The sequence below is a fragment of the Kitasatospora sp. NPDC015121 genome, assembly GCF_055562955.1.
The window spans coordinates 1-18,562 of the sequence record NZ_JBVHEH010000047.1 but is presented as its reverse complement, the minus strand read 5'-3'; the positions used below and the strand labels follow the sequence as shown (position 1 = coordinate 18,562).

The following is an 18,562-nucleotide window of genomic DNA, read 5'->3' as shown; positions in this document are numbered from 1 at the left end:
GACCGTCAAATTGCTTACCCAGCAAGCCATTCGAAGGAGTGAAACGGCACCGGTCCCGCAGGTCGGGGCGGGGTGCGGGGCATAGATTCGCGGGCAGGGCCGAGCTGCCCGTTTAATCCATACAATCCGATGAGAGTTTCATGGCTGCCCTTACCTCGCCTGCCTCGCCGGACATCTCTCCGGGCGTCCCCTTCTTCACCCAGGCCGAGACCTTCGAAGCCCTCTGGCTCACCACCCGGCGCCACCTGGACGAACTGATGGACCGCGGCAAGTACTCGCACGGCCCCAAGGTCGAGGAGTTCGAGACCGCCCTCGCCGCCTGGACCGGCGCCCGCCACGTGATCGGCGTCAACAGCGGCACCGACGCCCTCGTCCTGCTGCTGCGCGCCGCCGGACTGCGCCCCGGCGACGAGGTGGTCGTCCCCGCCTACAGCTTCGTCGCCTCCGCCACCTCGGTCGTGCTGGCCGGCGGCCGCCCGGTCTTCGCCGACATCGACCCGGTCACCTACAGCCTCGACCCGGCGAGCGTCGAAGCCGTCCGCACCGACCGCACCCGGATGGTCATGCCCGTCCACCTGTTCCACCAACTCGCCGAACTGGACGCCCTGCTGGCCGTCGCCGACCGGCACGGCCTGACCGTCGTCGAGGACAGCGCCGAGGCCTTCGGCATGCGCTGGGACGGCCGGCACGCCGGCCTGCACGGCGCCGGCGGCGTGCTCTCCTTCTTCCCCACCAAGACCCTCGGCGCGATCGGCGACGCCGGCGCCGTCCTCACCGACGACCCCGAACTCGCCGAAGCCGTCTCCGCGATGCGCCACCACGGCCGCACCGGCCGCACCCTGGACGACTTCCCCACCATCAACCGCCCCACCGAACTCCTCGGCACCAACAGCAAGATGGACGACGTCCAGGCCGCCGTCCTGCTGGCCAAACTCGGCCGCGCCGACCAGGACATCGCCCGCCGCGCCCACCTCGCCGCCGCCTACACCGAACGCCTCTCCGGCACCCCCGGCCTCACCCTGCCCACCGTCGTCCGCCGGAACGCCGCCACCGACCCGGTCTGGTACGTCTACCTGATCGAGTCCGACCGCCGCGACGCCCTCGCCGACCACCTCGCCCGGCACGGCGTCCAGACCGAGACCTACTACCCGACGCCGCTGCACCTCCAGCCCTGCTTCGCCGGACTCGGCCACCGCACCGGCGAGTTCCCGCACGCCGAAGCCGCCTGCGGCCGCGCCCTCGCGCTCCCGCTCTACCCCGACCTCGCCGACCACCAACTGGACCTGGTCAGCGACCTGGTCCGCGACTTCCAGCACGGAAGGCAGCGCTGACCGCCGATGACCACCACGACCACCGCCACCGCCACCATCCCGTTCTTCCCGCCCGACCTCTTCGAGGACGACCGCGACCTGCTGCTCGACACCGTCCGCGACGTCGCCACCGACCCCGCCCAGCGCTTCATCCTCGGCGAACGCACCGCCCGCTTCGAGGAGTTGCTGCGCGCCGAACTCGGCGCCGGCCACGTCGTCGCCTGCGGCAGCGGCACCACCGCGCTCACCCTGATCCTGCGCGCCGCGGGCATCACCGCCGGCGACGAGGTGATCGTCCCCGCCTACGGCTGCGCCCCGCTCGCCAACACCGTCCTCGGCGTCGGCGCCACCCCGGTCTTCGCCGACGTCGACCCGCACACCCTGGTCATCGACCCCGACGCCGCCGAAGCCCTGGTCACCCCCCGCACCAAGGCGCTGCTGCCCGCCCACATGTTCTCCGTGATGGCCGACATGCCCCGGCTGCGCGCCCTCGCCACCCGCCACGGCCTGCGCCTGATCGAGGACTCCGCCGTCGCCCAAGGCGCCGTCCTGGACGGCCGCCCGGCCGGCACCTGGGGCGACGCCGGCCTGTTCTCCTTCGTCCAGGTGAAGTCCTTCGGCGGCCCCGGCGAAGGCGGCGTCGTCGTCACCGACGACCCCGAACTCGCCCGCACCGTACGGATGCTGCGCAACCACGGCCAGGACGGCACGCACCGCTTCCGCCACCACCTGGTCGGCCTGAACAGCCGCTTCGACGAAGTCCTGGCCGCCTTCCAGCTGCGCCGCCACCCCGGCCTCGCCGCCCGCCTCGCCCGCCGCGCCGAGATCGCCGCCCACTACACCGCCCACTTCACCCCGCGCGCCCCCCGGGGCGTCCTCCCGCCCCCGCCCGGCACCAACGGCCGCTGCTACTACGTCTACACGCTGCTCGCCGAACGCCGCGACGACCTCAAGCGGCACCTCGCCACCCACGGCGTCGACAGCCACGTCTACTACCCCCGGGCCCTGCCCCACCAGCCCGCCTTCGCCCACGCCGCCCCCGCCGACGGCCACTGGCCGCACGCCGAACGGGCCGCCCGGCAGAGCCTCTCGCTCCCGGTCTACCCCCACCTGACCGACGCCCAGGTCGACCGGATCACCGAAGCCGTCCTGAGCTTCCCCGCCTGACCGCTCCCCGCCGACCGCCTCACCCACGAGCACCGCACCGGGCGCCCCCGCGACACGAGGGCGCCCGTCGGATCACCCCGCCGTTCCCACCGCGTCCTGCGCGCCCCGCGTGCCCTCCGCGCCCTCCGCCCGGACGGCCGCCGCCGCCAGCTCCGCGACCACCCGCCGGTCCGGCTTCCCCGACCCGAGCAGCGGCATCCGCTCCAGCAGCACCAGCCGCTCCGGCAGCTTGTGCCGCTCCAGACCGCACAACTCCGCCAGGAAAAGCGTCAGTTCACCGAGGTCCAGCCCCGGCCCGCGCGGCACCGCGCACACGCACATCCGCTCACCGAGGTCCGGGTCCGGCACCGGCACGCACACCGCCTCCGCCACCTCCGGGTGCCCCTCCAGCAGCTGCTCCACCTCCGCCGTGGAGATCGACACCCCGCCCCGGTTCACCGTCTGCCGGATCCGGTCCAGCACCCGCAGCGAGCCGTCCGCCTCCAGCACCCCCCGGTCGCCCGAACGCACCCAGCCCCCGTCCGCCCGCAGCCGGGCGTCCGCCTCCGGGGCCCCGACGTGGCACAGCGGCGTCATCGGCCCCAGCGCCTGCAACTCGCCGGGCACCCCGGCCGGCACCGGACGCCCGTCCGGCCCGCACACCCGGAACTCCGCGACCGCCGGGTCCGGCCGGCCCACCCGCAGCACGTCACCGTCCGCATCGGCCCACCGCGCGTGGCAGTTCAGCCCGTCGCTGGCCCCGTACACGTTCACCACCGGACAGCCGAACCGCCGCAGCGCCGCGGCCAGCACCGCCGGGGACAGCGCCGCCGCGCTCGACACCACCGCCTGCAGCGAGGACAGGTCCTCCCCGGGCGCCGGGAGCAGCGCCGCCATCCGGCGCAGCATGGTCGGCACCGCCGCCAGGTGCGTCGGCCGCCACCGGCCCACCGCCGCCAGCGCCCCCGCCGGGTCGAACCGCTCCCCGGCCGGCGGCAGCAGCACCGTCGCCCCGCACCGCACCAGCGCCACCACCGCCAGCGAACCGTACGCCGTCGCCGGGCTGACCAGCAGCAGCACCCGCGGCGGTGAGCCGTCCGCCGTCGCCAGCACCCGCTCCACGTACCGGCCGCGCCCGCCCGCCAGGGCGTTGTGCGAGTACGCGACCAGCTTCGGCGCGGCCTCCGAACCCGAGGAGACCAGGATCCGGGCCGGTGCCTCCGCGTCCACCACCGCCGGCGCCCAGCCCGCCCGCTCCGGCCACCGGCCGTCGTCCAGCACCACCACCTCGTGCAGGTCCGGGAGTTCCGGCCGCAGCCCGTCCACCAGCGCCTTCCACTCCGGCACGGTCACCACCGCGTCCACCCGCGCCGTGCCCCACACCGCCAGCAGGTCCCGCCGCCCGTGCCCGGGCGTGCACGGCAGCGCCACCGCGCCCAGCGCCGCCACCGCCAGGTCCACCACCAGGGCCCGCCGGTCCGCGGGCACCTTCACCCCCACCACCGATCCCGGCCGCACCCCCCGCGCGGCCAGCCCGGCCGCCAACCCCCGCACCCAGCACGCCAGTTCCGCGTACGTGAGCTCACCGCTCCCGTCCACCACCGCCGCCCGGCCGGGCACCGCCGCCGCCCGCTCCGCGAACAGCTCGTACAACCCCCGCCCCGGGCACCACCCCTCGGCCACCCACCGCTCCCGCAGCGCCCGGTCCACCCGGTCCGGAAACTCCACGCCCGCCACCGAAACCCACGTCACGACCACCACTCCCGTTCACGTCCCGAACCACCCGAACCACCCGGACTACCCGAACTCCCACGGGGCGCGGACGAACGCGCACCCGTCCGCGCCGAACTCCAGCACCGCCGCCAGCCGCGGGTCGCGCGCCAGGACCGCCAGGTCCGTGCACGCCTCCACGCCGGCCGGCCCGCCGCCCGCACTCGCCGCCCCGCACAGCAGCCGGGCCGCCGACAGCAGCGAGGACTCCACCCGCTGCGCCCGCCCGGTCCGCTCCCGGGCCTCCAGCGCGGCCACCGTCCCCGCCGCGCAGACCAGGCCGCCCAGCACGTCGCAGACCGTCAGCAGGGTCGGGCGCGGCGGCTCCCCGGCCGGGGCGAGCAGCGCGGCCAGCCCGGAGTGCGCCTGCACCGGGTAGTCGGTGCTCAACCCGGGCCCGCCGCCGCTGGCCTGCGCGTACACCAGCCCGGGGCGCAGCGCGGCGACCGTCTCGGCGTCCAGTCCGAGCCCGGCCACCTTCGCGGGCGCCAGGCTGTGCAGCAGCACGTCCGCCCGGCCGATCGACTCCCGCACCGCGGCGCGCCCTTCCGCGCTCCGCAGGTCCGCCTCCAGCACCCCCTTGCCGCGGTTGAGCGCCGCGAACCGCGCCGACACCGCCGCCCCGCCGACCTCCGCCACCGGCGGCGCACCGCGCAGCGGGTCCCCGCCCGGCGGCTCGATCCGCACCACGTCGGCCCCGAGCAGCGCCAACACCCGCCCGGCCAGCGGGCCCTGCACCCGCCGGGTGATCTCCACCACCGTCACGCCGTCCAACGGACCGGCCCCGGGGCCCGGTCCGCCGCCGGACGCCGGCGCCGCCGTGCCCGCCCGCAGCCGCCACGGCATCCCGCCCAGCACGGCCGGCCGTTCCGCCGCCACCGTCAGCTCCACCCCGCACTCGGCCGCCAGCCGCGCCAGCCGCGGGTGCCCGACCGCCCGCGCCGCCGCGAACAGCTCCGGCGGCAGCGGGCAGACCGCCGTCCCGTACCGGGCCTGGAACGCCGGCCAGGCCCGCCCCACCACCCGCCGCTCGACGCCCAGCGCGGACCAGAACCGCAGCCAGCCGTCCGCCTCCAGCGCCTCCAGCTCGAACCACACCCCGTCCGCCGAACCGAACGGCGGCCCGCCCGTCCCGACCGGCTCCGTCCAGCCCTGCTCCGGCGCGGTCGCGGCCGCCAGGTACTGCGACAGCCCGAGCAGCGCGGCCTGCGCCACCGACACCCCCACCTCGCGGTACGCCGCCCCCAGCCGCCGGGCCCGCAGCGCGGCCAGCGCCCCGGTCGCCCCCAGCACCCCGGCCGCCACCGACGCGAAGTCCACCGCCAGCGGCGCCGGCCCCCCGTACCGCCGCCCGTGCACGTGCGCCACCCCGCAGGCCGCCTGCACGTCCGCCTCGCTGCCCACCGGCAGCCCCGACGGCCCGCCCCAGGACACCCGGCACGCCAACTCGCCCCCGACCTCCAGCACCTCCCCCTCCAGCACCCCCGTGCCGGAGGCCCGCAACAGGCCCGCCAGCACCTCCTGCGCCACCCGGGGCCGCGCCCCGAGCAGCAGGCCCGCGCCGCCCGTCACGGCCGCCGCCCGCGCACCGCGTACACCACGTTCGAGCAGGCCAGGAACCGCGGGTCGGCGAACAGCGCGCGCAGCTCGGCGAGTTCGCCGTCGTCGAGCCCTTCCCGCAGCAGCGCCTCCCGCAGGTGCCGGGTGTTGTGCAGCTGCATCTCCGCCTGCGGTGTCCCGGGCGCCAGCAGGTCGATCCGGACCTGCGCCCCGACGTCCGCGAACCCGGCCCGGACCAGCGCGGCGGCGCACTCGCGGCCCCAGCCCTGGTGCGAGCCGCGCGCCCGGAACGCACGCAGCTTCGCCTGCTGGTACCGCTCGTAGAGCTCGCGGGCCCGCGCGTCCGGAGCGGTCAGCACCGGCGCGTACTCGGCGTCGAACTCCAGCAGGTGCAGCACCCCGCCGGGCCGCAGCGCGGCGAACAGCCGCGCCAGGACGGCCTCCCGCTCGGGCAGGTGGGAGAGCACCAGCCGCACGTGCACCAGGTCGAACGCGCCCTCGGGCAGTTCGTCCCGCACCACGTCGTGCCGCCGCACCACCAGGCCGGGCCGCTCCGGCACCGGCAGCGGCACCAGGTCGGTGGCCAGCACCGAGCCCCCGGGGGCGACCCGGTCGGCCAGCCAGAGCGCGACGCTGCCCGCCCCGGTGCCGACGTCCAGGCAGCGCATCCCCGGCCGGACCCCGCCGGCCCGCAGCGCCCCGGTGCTGACCGGGTCGAGCCAGGCCGCCAGGCAGCGGTGCTGCCCGGCGGCGTGCGCGTTCCCGTTGTCGAACAGGTACGAGCCGGGTTCCCCGACCGCGACGGCGCTCACCGGACGCCCGCCACCGGGGCCGAGCCCGTCGCCGCGTGCGCCAGCACCCGCCGCGCCGCCAACGCGCCGGAGCGCACGGCCCCTTCGCTGCTCGGCCGGAGCATCACCCAGTCCCCGGCGTACTCGATGGCCCGGGTGGGCCGGTCCAGGAACGCGGCCCGCTCCCGGACGGCCGCCGGCGCGCCCTGCGGGAGGCCGAGCGGGAAGCGGTGCACCAGGGTCCGGACGGTCGCCGCCCGCAGCCCGGGCATGAACCGCTCGGCCTCCGCGCAGAGCACCTGCGCCACCCGCTCGTCCGACTCGCCCAGCAGCCCGGGGGAGGCCCACGGCGAGGCGAACACGCTGACCAGGCCCTTGCCCTCGGGGGCCCGCCCGTCGGCCTTCAGGTGGTCGAGGATCAGTCCGGTGCACACCCGGCTCTCGCTCTCCGGCACCGACAGCGCGTAGCTGCTCGCCCCGGTCGGGCCGGGCAGCGGACGGTCCAGCAGGCAGGCCGCCTTGAGCATCGGCGCGTACGTGCTGGCGGCGAGGTACGGCCGCTCGGCGTCCGGCAGGTCGTCGCCGCGCAGCTCCAGGGCGAGCGGCGCGGGCACCGCCAGCACCGCCTGCCGGGCCGACGTCCGGCTCCCGTCGGCGAACTCCAGCAGCACGCCGCCCGCCGCCTCCCGGACGGCCACGACCGCGCGTCCGAGGTCGACCGGCAGCCGTTCGGCGAGCAGGCGGGCCAGCGTGTCCATCCCGTCCCGGTAGGTCATCCAGCGCGCGCCGGCGCCGCCGACCGAGAGCAGGGTGGCGGCCATCGGGGCGAGCGCGGAGCCGTCCGGCCGCCAGCCGAAACAGTGGCTGGAGAGCGGTTGCAGCATGCCGGCGAGCAGTTCCCGCCGCCCGGCCGACCCGGCGCAGAACTCGCTCAGGGTGGCGTCCCCGCTGGGCGCGGTCTCCGGCCGGTCGGGGTCGAACCCCCGCCAGGCGGTGGCGAGTTCGGCGGCGAAGCGGAGCCACGCCCAGCGGCCCCGCCAGGACAGTCCGGCGCCGGTCAGCAGGCCCTTGGGGTGTCCGAGGTGCGGGTGCGCCCGCCCGTGCCGCCACAGCGCGAAGCCGGGCTCGATCACCGGCACCCGCTCGGCGGGCAGGCCGACCGCCCGGATCAGCTCCCAGGTCGCCTCGTACCCGGCGCCGGCGATGGTCTCCGCGCCCTCGTCCAGCAGCCAGCCGTCCACCCGGCTGGAGGCCATCCGGCCGCCGACCCGGTCCGCGCCCTCGTAGACCCGCACCGACCGTCCGGCCGCGACCAGGTGGTGCGCGGCGGACAGCCCGGCGATCCCGGCCCCGACCACCGCGACGTCCACGTCCACGTCCACGTCCGAAGTCACCTCAACCCACCTCCACCGAAAGGGCGTTCACGTCCACAGCCCGGTCCCGATCCCGGTGCTCCCGGCCAGCACCCGCGCGCGCAGCTCGTGCCGCCGGACCTTCCCGGTGGCGGTCCGCGGCACCGCGTCCCAGCCGACCACCAGCGGTTCGGCCAGCGGCGGCAGGTCGCGCACCGCCTCCCGCCAGCGCGCCGGGTCGAGCCCGCCGTCCGAGGTGACCAGCACCGGCTGCGGGCGGCCGTCGGCGACCGACAGCAGCACGGCCTCCTCGACGTCCGGCAGCCGCTCGTGCAGGACGTCCTCCAGCTCGACGCAGCTCATCCCGGGCACCATGTCGACCTCCCGGTCCAGCACCAGGACCCGGCCGTCGCGGGTGCGGGTGCCGAGGTCGCCGGTGTTGAACCAGCCGCCGTCGAGCTTGCGCCCCCAGCGCTCCGGCTCGTCCAGGTAGCCGAGGCAGAGCGCCCCGGTGCGGGCGTACAGCAGGCCGGTCTCGCCGGGCCGGACCGTCCGGCCGGGCCGCCGGGGGTCGGCGACCCTGACCCGGACCCAGCCGGGCACCGGCCGCCCCAGGTCGCGGGTGGTGGGGTGCCGCAGGCCGGACGCGGCCAGCGCGCCCCGGGTCAGGAAGCGGAAGCTCAGCGGCCCGGTCTCGCTCTGCCCCCAGCCCTGCATCCACAGCGGCCGGCGCCGCCGGGTGGCGTCCAGGAAGGCCCGGACGGTCGGCGGGTGCATCGCGTCGAAGGTCGAGATGAACAGCCGCACGTCCCGGAACGGGTTGTCCGCCCCGGCGGTCAGCGGCTGCCAGCGCACGTAGCTGGACGGCAGCGCCTCCAGCACGGTCGGCGGGTGCGCGCCGAGCAGCGCGGCCGCCGCGGCCGGGTCCGAGTCGGGCAGCAGCGCGACGGTCCCCGGCGCCCGCCAGAACGCGCTGACCGTCCAGGTCAGCGCCCGCCCGTGGGCGAACGAGATCGCGCTGGCCACGGTGTCCTCGCGGCGCGCCGACAGGACGGGCCAGGGCCGGGCCTCGAACGCGGACAGCCGGCGGATCAGCGTCCGGGTGGAGTGCACCACCAGCTTGGGGACGCCGGTGGTGCCCGAGGTGTGGATGACCGCCAGCGGCTCGTCCTCGCCCCGGGTGCGCACCGCGGGCACCGGCCCGCCGCGCAGCCCGTCCACCGTCAGCGCGCCCTCCCAGGCGCCGTCCAGGCAGACCGTCCGCCCGGCCAGCGCGGTCAGCTCCACCCCGGCGTCCCGCGCTCCGGCCAGCACGCCCCGCTGGGTGACCAGCACGTCTGCCCGCAGCCGTCGCAGCAGCGCGCCCAGCGCCTCGGGCGGCACCCGGTCCGACAGCAGCGCCGGCACCGCCCCGATCCGGGCCGCCGCGCAGGCCAGCAGCACGTAGTCCCAGTGGTTGCGCTTGACCACCGCCACCGACGACCCCGGCCCGGCCCCGGCCGCCGCCAGCCAGGCCGCGGTCTCCCGCACCAGCTCGGCCACCCGCACGGTGTCGTACGCGGTGCCCAGCTCCGGCGCCAGGTCCAGCGGCCGCGCCAGCCGGACCTCCACCGGGGGACGCCGCTCGGCCAGCGTGTCGAACAGCGGCCCCAGGTCGAGCGGCAGCCGGCCGAACACCGCCCCCAGCCCGCCGCCCGCGGTGCCGCGCCGCCCGCCGCCCGCCGGGCCCCGCGCGCCGCTCACAGCCCGCCGCCGGTCACCGCGAGCGTCAGGTCCACGCCCACCAGCAGCGCGCAGCACACCCGGTGCAGCCGGATCCCCAGCCGACGGGCGAGCAGGATCTCGCCCCGGACGAACCCGAGCACCCACTGCCACCCGCGCAGCGCCACCACCGGCGCCATCACCAGCGGGAACCACCAGGGCGCGAACCCGGCCGCCGCCGAGCCCACCAGCAGCACCGCCTCCAGCGCCGAACACCCGGCCACGAACGCCGCGTTGCCGCGCGGCGGGAGCAGCACCGCGGCGGTCCTGCGCCCCACCGCCCGGTCGCCCGGGATGTCGTTGGTGTTGGAGTAGACGCCGAACAGCAGCGGCCCGAGCCCGAACACCAGCGCCTGCACCACCGCGAAGCCGTCCGCCCGCCCGGTCAGCAGCCCGTACAGCGGCAGCACGAACAGCCAGCCGAGCGCGGCCAGGAAGAACTCCTGGAAGCCGTTGTAGCTGATCCGCAGCCACCAGGTGTACTGGAAGCCGAATACCGCCAGCGCCGCCGTCCCGGCCACCGCCCACCCGGGCCGGGCGGGCGCCACCGCGACGGCCGCCGCCCAGCACAGCACGCACGCCGCGACGGTCAGCCAGCCGAACCGGATCGCCTGGCGCTCCGTCAGGGTGCCCGCCACCAGCGGCTTGCGGGCCAGCCGCCGGGCCGGCGCGTCCGGCCCGTAGTTCACCGCGTCGCTGCCGTCCCGGTACCCGGTGACGTCGTCGAAGGTGCACATGGCCGCGCTCATCGCGACCTCGCCGCCGAGGAACAGCACCAGCACGGCCGAGGCCGCCCCGGGGTCCGCGCCCGTCCCGGCGGCCATCACCATGGCGGCCACCAACGGGACGCTCAAGTAGTAGTCCCAGATGTCGAGTTTGGCCAGCCTGGCGTACGCCCGCCAGGGGATCGGGGCCGCCTCGGGGGCAGCGGGAAGGGCGACGTGCTCCACGGGAAACGCAGTCCTCTCGACCGGTGGCGGCCGCAACCCGGGACGCGACTGCCGCGGGGGGCCGGAGACAACGAGCCGACCGCGCCGAGGGTGCGCCAATTCGCCGTGGCGGACCGGGGGCCGGCTGATCGCCATCATGACATAGGGCGACCGTTCGGGCGCATTCCTGTGACCGGCCGAAAAACGGGCGATCGGATATTCCCCCGACCGCCCGTGCGATCATCGGACCGCATTTCCGGCGCATTCCCCTACGCGGAGAAGCTGCCCGCCCCGCCCGGCACGTGCGTCCCGTGGCCCGGCTGCACGACCACCGACGGACCGAGGCAGAACGGGTTGCCGTAGACCTTCACCGGCCGGTCCGTCTGGTTGGCCAACACGTGGGCGATGGTGGGGAGTTGCTGACAGCCGGCCGGGTCGCGGTAGACGTCCAGCGGCTGCGCCTCGGTCGAGAACACCACCACGTCGCCGCTCGCCGCCCGCCCCGCGGCCGGAGCCGGGGCAGCCAGCCCGAGCACCGCGCCCGCCGCCACCAGGGAAACCAGAATCTTTCGCACGATCATCCTTCAGGAGGAAAACTCCCGCATCCGCCGCGGGATCACCCCCATCGCTATCGTGCGCACACCACCGCATTCCAATCCCGGTTCCCGGATTCACCCGCCCGGCCGGACCGCGCCCCCGCCCGCCCCGCGCCACCGCACCACCACGCGCCCCCGCCCGGGCCCCGGGCGGACCCCGCGCGAACCCGCCCCGCCCGCCACCCGCCCGGACTACCATCGCCCCCATGACGACCCAGCCGTCCGCCCGCCCCACCGCCCTCGGCCCCCACACCCACTGCCACTGGTGCGGAGCGCCCTACCCGGCCGGCACCGACGCCTGGCCGCGCACCTGCCCGGCCTGCGGCGAGATCAGCTACCGCAACCCGCTCCCGGTCACGGTCGCGCTGCTCCCCGTCCACCACCCCGACGGCGACACCCGGCTGACCGTCATCCGCCGCACCATCGAACCCGGCTCCGGCCTGCTCGCCCTGCCCGGCGGCTACGTCGACTACGGCGAGAGCTGGCAGCAGGCCGCCGTCCGCGAACTGCGCGAGGAGACCGGCATCCAGGCCGACCCCGCCGAGGTCCGCCTGGTCGCCACCGACTCCGACACCCGAGGCGGCTTCCTCTGCCTGTTCGCCCTCCTCCCGGCCCGCGACCTGGCCGACCTGCCGCCCTCCGCCCCCACCGACGAGACCGAGGGCTGGCAACTCGCCACCGCCGACACCCCGCTCGCCTTCCCCTTCCACACCCGGGTCGCCCGCGCCTGGTTCGACGGCGAGTACCTGCGCCTGTGACCCCGGCGGGTCAGCGCCCCAGCACCGCCATCGCCGCGTTGTGCCCCGGGATCCCGCTCACCCCGCCCCCGCGCACCGCCCCGGCCCCGCACACCAGCACCCGCGGCCGCCCCGTCCCCACCCCCCACCGCCCGGCGTCCGCCGGACCCCCCTCGTGGAACGGGAACGCCAGGTCCCGGTGGAAGATGTTCCCGCCCGGCAGCCGCAGGTCCGCCGCCAGGTCCAGCGGCCCGCGCACCTCCAGGCACGGCCGCCCCTCCGCGTCCGTCGCCAGGCAGTCCGCCAACGGCTCCGCCAGCACCCCGTCCAACGCCCCCAGCACCCCCGCCAGCGCCGCCTCCCGCACCCCCGCCGGATCCCCGGCGAACAGCCGGGCCGGCAGCTGCAACCCGAACAGCGTCAGCGTGTGCGACCCGGCCGGTACCCCCGGCCCCAGGATCGACCGGTCCGCCAGCGAGTGGCAGTAGATCTCCGACGGCGCGGGGGAGGGCAACCGCCCCGCCGCCGCCGCCCGGTACGCCCCCTCCAGCTCCCGGTACGACTCCGCGACGTGGAACGTCCCCCCGAACGCGTCCCGCACGTCCACCGCCCCGTCCCGCAGCCGGGGCAGCCGGCGCAGCAGCATGTTCACCTTCAGCTGCGCCCCCTCCGGCTCCTCCGCCGGCGCCCCGCCCAGCAGCCGCTCCAACTCCGCCGGCGCCGCGTTGCACAGCACCCAGCGCGCCCCCACCCGCCGCCGCACCCCGTCCGCGTCCAGGTACTCGACCTCGGCCGGCCCCGCCGCCCCGCCCGGGTCCACCGCCACCACCTCGCACCCCGTCCGCAGCTCCGCCCCGCCCGCCAGCGCCGCCTCCGCCAGCGCTCCGGTCACCGCCCCCATCCCGCCCACCGGCACGTCCCAGTCACCCGTCCCGCCGCCCACCACGTGGTAGAGGAAGCACCGGTTCTGCCGCAGCGACGGGTCGTGCGCGTGGGTGAACGTCCCGATCAGCGCGTCCGTCAGCACCACCCCGCGCACCACGTCGTCCGCGAACCGCCGCTCCAGCGCCTCACCCAGCGGCCGCTCGAACAACTCCGCCCACGCCACCGGATCGTCCACCCGCGCCCGCAGCTCCGCCCGCGACGGCAACGGCTCCGTCAACGACGGGAACACCCGCTCCGCCACCCGCCCGGTCATCCCGTAGAACTCCCGCCACGCCGCGAACTCCCGCTCCCCACCCGTCAGTTCCCGGAACGACCCCGCCGTCCGCCGCTCGTCCCCGCCGTCCACCAGCAGCCCGCCGACCCGCCCGTCCCGCTCCCACGGCGTGTACGACGAGATCCGCCGCCGCCGCAACTCCACCCGCACCCCCAGCTCCGCCAGGATCCGCCGGGGGAACAGGCTCACCAGGTACGAGTACCGCGACAGCCGCGCGTCCACCCCCGCGAACGCCCGCTCCGACACCGCCGCCCCGCCCAGGCGCCCCAACCGCTCCAGCACCAGCACCCGTAGCCCGGCCCGCCCCAGGTACCCGGCCGCCACCAGCCCGTTGTGCCCGCCACCCACGATCACCACGTCCCGAGCCACCGTCATCCCGCCGGTCTACCACCTCCCACCCGCCCCCACCAGCACCCCGACCACGCGACCCTGGACCACCGGACGATCACGTGGCAGGGTCAGCACCGTCAGCACCCCACGGACGGCCCGCCACAAGCCCAGCCGTCCCCACCACGGCCTGGAGACCACCACGTGAGCACCCCTCCGACCCCCCAGGACCAGCAGCACCCGCACCCCGAGCCGCTCTGGCGCCCCGACCCCGCCCGCGCCGCCGCCAGCCGCCTGGTCGCCTTCCAGCGCTGGGCCGCCGAACACCACGGCGCCCCCGCCGCCCCGCTCGCCCCGGTCACCACCGACACCGAGGCCGCCACCCGCTACGCGGACCTCCACCGCTGGTCCACCGACGACCTCCCCCGCTTCTGGACGGCCGTCACCGAGTACTTCGACGTCCGCTTCCACACCCCGCCCACCGCCGTCCTCGCCGAACCCGCCACCATGCCCGGCGCGACCTGGTTCCCCGGCGCCACCCTCAACTACGCCGAACACGCCCTGCGCCCCGCCGAGGACCCGGCCAACGCCGACCGCCCCGCCATCCTCCACCTGGACGAGCGCACCACCGAGCCCGCCGCCACCAGCTGGCCCGAACTCCGCCGCCAGGTCGGCTCCCTCGCCGCCGCCCTGCGCGCCCGCGGCGTCCGCCCCGGCGACCGCGTCAGCGCCTACCTGCCCAACGTCCCGCAGGCCGCCGTCGCCCTCCTCGCCACCGCCGCCGTCGGCGCCACCTGGACCAGCTGCGCCCCCGACTTCGGCGCCCGCAGCGTCCTCGACCGCCTCCAGCAGATCGAACCCACCGTCCTGTTCGCCGTCGACGGCTACCACTACGGCGGCAAGGACCACGACCGCACCGGGGTGGTCGCCGAACTCCGCCGCGAACTCCCCACCCTCACCACCGTCATCCACGTCCCGCTGCTCGGCACCCCCGCCCCCGAGGGCGCCCTGGCCTACGACGACCTGGTCGCCGACGACGTCGAACCCGTCTTCGAACCCGTCCCCTTCGACCACCCGCTCTGGGTCCTCTACTCCTCCGGCACCACCGGCCTCCCCAAGGCCATCGTGCAGAGCCAGGGCGGCATCCTGGTCGAACACCTCAAGCAGGCCGCCCTCCACCTCGACCTCGGCCCCGACGACCGGTTCCTCTGGTACACGTCCACCGGCTGGATGATGTGGAACTTCCTGCTCGCCGGCCTGCTCACCGGCACCACGGTCGTCACCTACGACGGCAGCCCCGGACACCCCGACACCGGCGCCCTCTGGACCGTCGCCGCCCGCACCCGCGCCACCGTCCTCGGCACCTCCGCCGCCTACGTCATCGCCAGCCGCAAGGCCGACCTGCACCCCGGCCGCGACCTCGACCTCTCCGCCGTCCGCTGCCTCGGCACCACCGGCTCCCCGCTCCCGCCCGACGGCTTCCAGTGGATCTACGACGAGGTCGGCTCCGACCTCTGGCTCGCCTCCGTCAGCGGCGGCACCGACGTCTGCTCCTGCTTCGTCGGCGGCGTCCCCACCCTCCCCGTCCACCTCGGCGAGATCCAGGCCCCCTGCCTCGGCGCCGCCGTCGAGTCCTGGGACACCGACGGCCACCCGCACACCGACACCGTCGGCGAGCTCGTCGTCACCAAGCCCCTCCCGTCCATGCCCACCCGCTTCTGGAACGACCCCGACGGCCACCGCTACCACGACAGCTACTTCGACACCTACCCCGGCACCTGGCGCCACGGCGACTGGATCACCGCCACCTCCCGCGGCACCGTCGTCATCCACGGCCGCTCCGACTCCACCCTCAACCGCCAGGGCGTCCGGATGGGCTCCGCCGACATCTACGAGGTCGTCGAACGCCTCCCCGAGATCGCCGAATCCCTGGTCATCGGCCTGGAAGAACCCGACGGCGCCTACTGGATGCCGCTGTTCGTCGTCCTCGCCCCCGGCGCCGAACTCGACGACGACCTCACCGCCCGCATCCGCACTTCGCTGCGCACCGAACTGTCCCCGCGGCACGTCCCCGATGAGGTGATCACCGTCGCCGGCCTCCCGCACACCCTCACCGGCAAGCGCCTCGAAGTCCCGGTCAAGCGCCTGCTCGGCGGCACCCCCCTCACCGAGGCCGTCAACCCCGGCTCCGTCGACAACCTCGACCACCTGCGCTTCTTCGAGCAGCTCGCCACCACCCGCAAGCACCCCTGACCCGCACCCGGAGAGGCCCCGAGGGGCCGCTACCGCCCCCCACGGCGGCAGCGACCCCCCGGGAGTCCCGGAACCCCCGCCCTACTCCCCGGCCAGCACCCGCTCCGCCGCCGCCCGGGCCTCCCCGGCGGTGTCCGCCGCCCGCGCCGCCTCGGCCGCCCGCTGGCACTGCGCCAGCGTCGCCCGCCCCAGCGCCGACCGCACGTACGGGATCGCCGCCGCACCCATCGACAGGCTGGTCACCCCGAGCCCCGTCAGCACGCACGCCAGCAGCGGGTCCGACGCCGCCTCCCCGCACACCCCGCAGCTCTTCCCGACCGCCTTCGCCGCGTCCGCCGACGCCGCGATCAGGTCCAGCAGCGCCGGCTGCCACGGATCCTGCAACCGCGCCAACGACCCCACCTGCCGGTCCGCCGCGAACGCGTACTGCGCCAGGTCGTTGGTCCCCAGCGACAGGAACTCCACCTCCCGCAGGATCGCCCCCGCCCGCAGCGCCGCCGACGGGATCTCCACCATCGCCCCGTACTTCGCGTCCAGCCCCACCTCCCGGCAGGCCGCCGCGAACGCCCGCGCGTCCACCCCGTCCGCCACCATCGGCGCCATCACCTCCAGCCGCACCGTCAACCCCTCCGCCGCCCGCGCCAACGCCCGCAACTGCGTGCGCAGCACCTCCGGGTGCTCCAGCAGCGTCCGCAACCCGCGCACCCCCAGCGCCGGGTTCGGCTCGTCCCCGGGCGTCAGGAAGTCCAACGGCTTGTCCGCGCCCGCGTCCAGCACCCGCACCACCACCCGGCCCCCCGGGAACGCCTCCAGCACCTTCCGGTACGCCTCGACCTGCTTGTCCTCGCCCGGCGCCTTCGCCGAGTCGTCCAGGAACAGGAACTCCGTCCGGAACAGCCCGACGCCCTCCGCCCCGTTCTCCAACGCCGCCGGCACGTCCGCCGGACCACCCACGTTCGCCAGCAGCGGCACCATGAACCCGTCCGAGGTCCGCCCCGGCCCGGTCGACGCCGCCAGCGCCGCCTTCCGCTCCGCCGCCAGCCGCCGCAACTCCTCCTGCCGCTCCGCCGCCGGCTCCACCAGCACCTCGCCCGAAGCCCCGTCGACCGCCACCACCACCCCCTCCGCCAACCCCGTCGCCCCCGCCAGCGCCACCACCGCCGGCACCCCCATCGCCCGCGCCAGGATCGCGCTGTGCGACGTCGGCCCGCCCTCCTCCGTCACGAACCCCAGCACCAGCGACGGATCCAGCAGCGCCGTGTCCGCCGGCGCCAGGTCCCGCGCCAGCAGCACGTACGGCTCGTCACTGTCCGGCACCCCCGGCATCGGCACCCCCAGCAGCCGCGCCACGATCCGGTTCCGCACGTCGTCCAGGTCCGCCACCCGCCCGGCCAGGTACTCACCCGCCGCCGCCAGCAACTCCCGGTACGCCGCGAACGCGTCGTACACCCCGCGCTCCGCGCTGCTCCCCGACTCGATCCGCCGGTCCACGTCCGCCAGCAGCTCCGGGTCCTGCGCCATCAGCGCCTGCGCCTCCAGCACCGCCTGCGCCTCGCCGCCGGCCAGGTTCCCGCGCGCGGTCAGGTCCGCCGCCACCGCCTCCACCGCGGCCCGCGCCCGCTCCTGCTCCCGCGGCACCTCCTCGGCCGAGACCTGGGTCACCGGCGGCTCCAGCACCGCCGTCCCCATGTGCCGCACCTGCCCGATGGCGACCCCGTGGCTGACCCCCACGCCCCGCAGCGTCCGCTCCATGGTCCGAAACCCCTTCGCCGTCCGTCGCCGTCAGTTCCGTGTGCTCCGTCAGTTCCAGATGAACAGCTCGCCGCCGGCCGTGACCTCACCGGACTCCGCCACCCCGCTCAACTGCTCCGCCGAAGCCTCCAGCGCCACGATCGGCGAGATCGGCGACTTCCCCGCCGCCTCCACCGCGGCCGGGTTCCACTTGATCACCGGCTGCCCCCGCCTCACCCGGTCGCCTTTGTGCACCAGGAGCTCGAACCCCTCCCCGTTGAGCTGCACCGTGTCGATCCCCAGGTGCGTCAGCACCCCGTGCCCGTTCTCGTCCATCACCACGAACGCGTGCGGATGCATCGACACCACCTGCCCGTCCACCGGAGCCACCGCCTCGATCGGCTCCCGCAACGGATCGATCGCCGTCCCGGGCCCGACCATCGCACCGGCGAACACCGGGTCGGGAACATTGGCGAGGCCGACAGCGCGACCGGCGAGCGGCGACGTGACAGTGGTCATGGTGGAGCCTCCCAGGTACGGAGTACATCGCGTGCGGCCGCGGGGCAGCGGCCCATTGATCGACGGGACCCAAATTACGTCAACTTCGGACATCTCATGACATAACGCCCACGAGCCGCCCGGGTGAAGATCGCCTCCCGCCTCAACCGAAGCGCATACGAACCGACCGCCCCGCACCATCCCCGCCGCCCCCGCCACCCGCAAGTGGTCTAGTCCTTTCGGCCGACCCGCCGCACTCTACGGCATCCGAGTGAGCCCCCACCCGCCCCGCCCGCCTCCCTCCCGCGGGCCCAACCGGGTGACGCCGCCCTACCCCGATTAGGCGCCCGGCCGCGGACCCGCTATGGTTGCTCAGGTCGCCGCGCAACGGCGGTAAAAGAGCAAGTCGGACGAGTAAAGCTTCGGTCAACACCAAGCAAACAGTCTGGTAAGCTCGAAACACGAAAGAACGAAGCGCCCGGAGGGCCCGCAGGAATGCGGCTCGAAGGAAGTGTCCGTTCCTTGAGAACTCAACAGCGTGCCAAAAGTCAACGCCAGATATGTTGACATCCCCGGCCTCGA

The 18,562-nt window shown here is 75.9% G+C and carries 14 protein-coding genes; 4 read left to right on the top strand and 10 right to left on the bottom strand.

The window, feature by feature from the left end:
• Positions 1–140: 140 nt before the first annotated feature.
• Both ACZ3J7_RS37905 and ACZ3J7_RS37900 read left to right on the top strand, forming a co-directional pair.
• Positions 141–1,331, top strand: coding sequence for a DegT/DnrJ/EryC1/StrS family aminotransferase (locus ACZ3J7_RS37905; protein WP_465627830.1), 1,191 nt, complete (start codon positions 141–143; stop codon positions 1,329–1,331).
• Between the two features lie 6 nt (positions 1,332–1,337).
• Positions 1,338–2,477, top strand: a complete 1,140-nt coding sequence (locus tag ACZ3J7_RS37900; protein WP_465627828.1) for a DegT/DnrJ/EryC1/StrS family aminotransferase — start codon at positions 1,338–1,340, stop codon at positions 2,475–2,477.
• Between the two features lie 72 nt (positions 2,478–2,549).
• Here ACZ3J7_RS37900 and ACZ3J7_RS37895 read toward each other — a convergent pair whose 3' ends face one another.
• The 7 genes from ACZ3J7_RS37895 to ACZ3J7_RS37865 all read right to left on the bottom strand — a co-directional run bounded on the left by ACZ3J7_RS37895 (position 2,550) and on the right by ACZ3J7_RS37865 (position 11,200).
• Positions 2,550–4,184: a class I adenylate-forming enzyme family protein gene (locus tag ACZ3J7_RS37895; protein ID WP_465627826.1), complete on the bottom strand. Its 1,635-nt coding sequence runs from the start codon at positions 4,182–4,184 to the stop codon at positions 2,550–2,552.
• Positions 4,185–4,253: 69 nt separating this feature from the next.
• Positions 4,254–5,798: a CoA transferase gene (locus ACZ3J7_RS37890; protein WP_465627824.1), complete on the bottom strand. Its 1,545-nt coding sequence runs from the start codon at positions 5,796–5,798 to the stop codon at positions 4,254–4,256.
• Positions 5,795–6,598 carry a class I SAM-dependent methyltransferase gene (locus ACZ3J7_RS37885; protein ID WP_465627822.1) on the bottom strand — a complete coding sequence of 268 codons (804 nt, stop codon included), beginning with the start codon at positions 6,596–6,598 and terminating at the stop codon, positions 5,795–5,797. Before ACZ3J7_RS37885 ends, ACZ3J7_RS37890 begins: the two co-directional genes overlap by 4 nt.
• The gene (locus tag ACZ3J7_RS37880) at positions 6,595–7,971 is read right to left on the bottom strand and encodes a protoporphyrinogen/coproporphyrinogen oxidase (RefSeq protein ID WP_465627820.1); all 1,377 of its coding nucleotides are present in this window, start codon (positions 7,969–7,971) and stop codon (positions 6,595–6,597) included. The genes ACZ3J7_RS37885 and ACZ3J7_RS37880 overlap by 4 nt, the downstream gene beginning before the upstream one ends.
• 27 nt (positions 7,972–7,998) lie before the next feature.
• Positions 7,999–9,672: an AMP-binding protein gene (locus ACZ3J7_RS37875; protein WP_465627818.1), complete on the bottom strand. Its 1,674-nt coding sequence runs from the start codon at positions 9,670–9,672 to the stop codon at positions 7,999–8,001.
• The gene (locus ACZ3J7_RS37870) at positions 9,669–10,640 is read right to left on the bottom strand and encodes a UbiA family prenyltransferase (RefSeq protein ID WP_465627817.1); all 972 of its coding nucleotides are present in this window, start codon (positions 10,638–10,640) and stop codon (positions 9,669–9,671) included. The genes ACZ3J7_RS37875 and ACZ3J7_RS37870 overlap by 4 nt, the downstream gene beginning before the upstream one ends.
• A gap of 248 nt (positions 10,641–10,888) precedes the next feature.
• Entirely contained in the window at positions 10,889–11,200 is a 312-nt protein-coding gene (locus ACZ3J7_RS37865) for a hypothetical protein (RefSeq protein ID WP_465627815.1), read from the bottom strand.
• Between the two features lie 221 nt (positions 11,201–11,421).
• Between ACZ3J7_RS37865 and ACZ3J7_RS37860 the strand changes: the two genes are divergently transcribed.
• Complete coding sequence (locus tag ACZ3J7_RS37860; RefSeq protein WP_465627813.1) at positions 11,422–11,973, top strand: NUDIX domain-containing protein; 552 nt, start codon at positions 11,422–11,424, stop codon at positions 11,971–11,973.
• A gap of 10 nt (positions 11,974–11,983) precedes the next feature.
• On the opposite strand, the gene ACZ3J7_RS37855 is transcribed toward ACZ3J7_RS37860, so the two are convergent.
• Positions 11,984–13,546 carry a phytoene desaturase family protein gene (locus ACZ3J7_RS37855; RefSeq protein WP_465627811.1) on the bottom strand — a complete coding sequence of 521 codons (1,563 nt, stop codon included), beginning with the start codon at positions 13,544–13,546 and terminating at the stop codon, positions 11,984–11,986.
• Between the two features lie 156 nt (positions 13,547–13,702).
• Here ACZ3J7_RS37855 and ACZ3J7_RS37850 point away from each other — a divergent pair, with 156 nt between their 5' ends.
• Positions 13,703–15,751: an acetoacetate--CoA ligase gene (locus tag ACZ3J7_RS37850; RefSeq protein WP_465627809.1), complete on the top strand. Its 2,049-nt coding sequence runs from the start codon at positions 13,703–13,705 to the stop codon at positions 15,749–15,751.
• An 81-nt stretch (positions 15,752–15,832) separates the two neighbouring features.
• Here ACZ3J7_RS37850 and ptsP read toward each other — a convergent pair whose 3' ends face one another.
• Together ptsP and ACZ3J7_RS37840 are read right to left on the bottom strand one after the other, a co-directional pair.
• On the bottom strand, positions 15,833–17,503 hold the full coding sequence (gene ptsP, locus ACZ3J7_RS37845; RefSeq protein ID WP_465627807.1) for a phosphoenolpyruvate--protein phosphotransferase: 1,671 nt from the start codon (positions 17,501–17,503) through the stop codon (positions 15,833–15,835).
• A gap of 48 nt (positions 17,504–17,551) precedes the next feature.
• The gene (locus ACZ3J7_RS37840) at positions 17,552–18,001 is read right to left on the bottom strand and encodes a PTS sugar transporter subunit IIA (RefSeq protein ID WP_285738932.1); all 450 of its coding nucleotides are present in this window, start codon (positions 17,999–18,001) and stop codon (positions 17,552–17,554) included.
• Positions 18,002–18,562 lie beyond the last annotated feature (561 nt).

Coding starts and splice junctions, on each gene's coding strand:
- ACZ3J7_RS37905 (WP_465627830.1), top strand. CDS start 141: ATGGCTGCCCTTACCTCGCCTGCCTCGCCGGACATCTCTCCGGGCGTC.
- ACZ3J7_RS37900 (WP_465627828.1), top strand. CDS start 1,338: ATGACCACCACGACCACCGCCACCGCCACCATCCCGTTCTTCCCGCCC.
- ACZ3J7_RS37865 (WP_465627815.1), bottom strand. CDS start 11,200: ATGATCGTGCGAAAGATTCTGGTTTCCCTGGTGGCGGCGGGCGCGGTG.
- ACZ3J7_RS37860 (WP_465627813.1), top strand. CDS start 11,422: ATGACGACCCAGCCGTCCGCCCGCCCCACCGCCCTCGGCCCCCACACC.
- ACZ3J7_RS37855 (WP_465627811.1), bottom strand. CDS start 13,546: ATGACGGTGGCTCGGGACGTGGTGATCGTGGGTGGCGGGCACAACGGG.
- ptsP (WP_465627807.1), bottom strand. CDS start 17,503: ATGGAGCGGACGCTGCGGGGCGTGGGGGTCAGCCACGGGGTCGCCATC.
- ACZ3J7_RS37840 (WP_285738932.1), bottom strand. CDS start 18,001: ATGACCACTGTCACGTCGCCGCTCGCCGGTCGCGCTGTCGGCCTCGCC.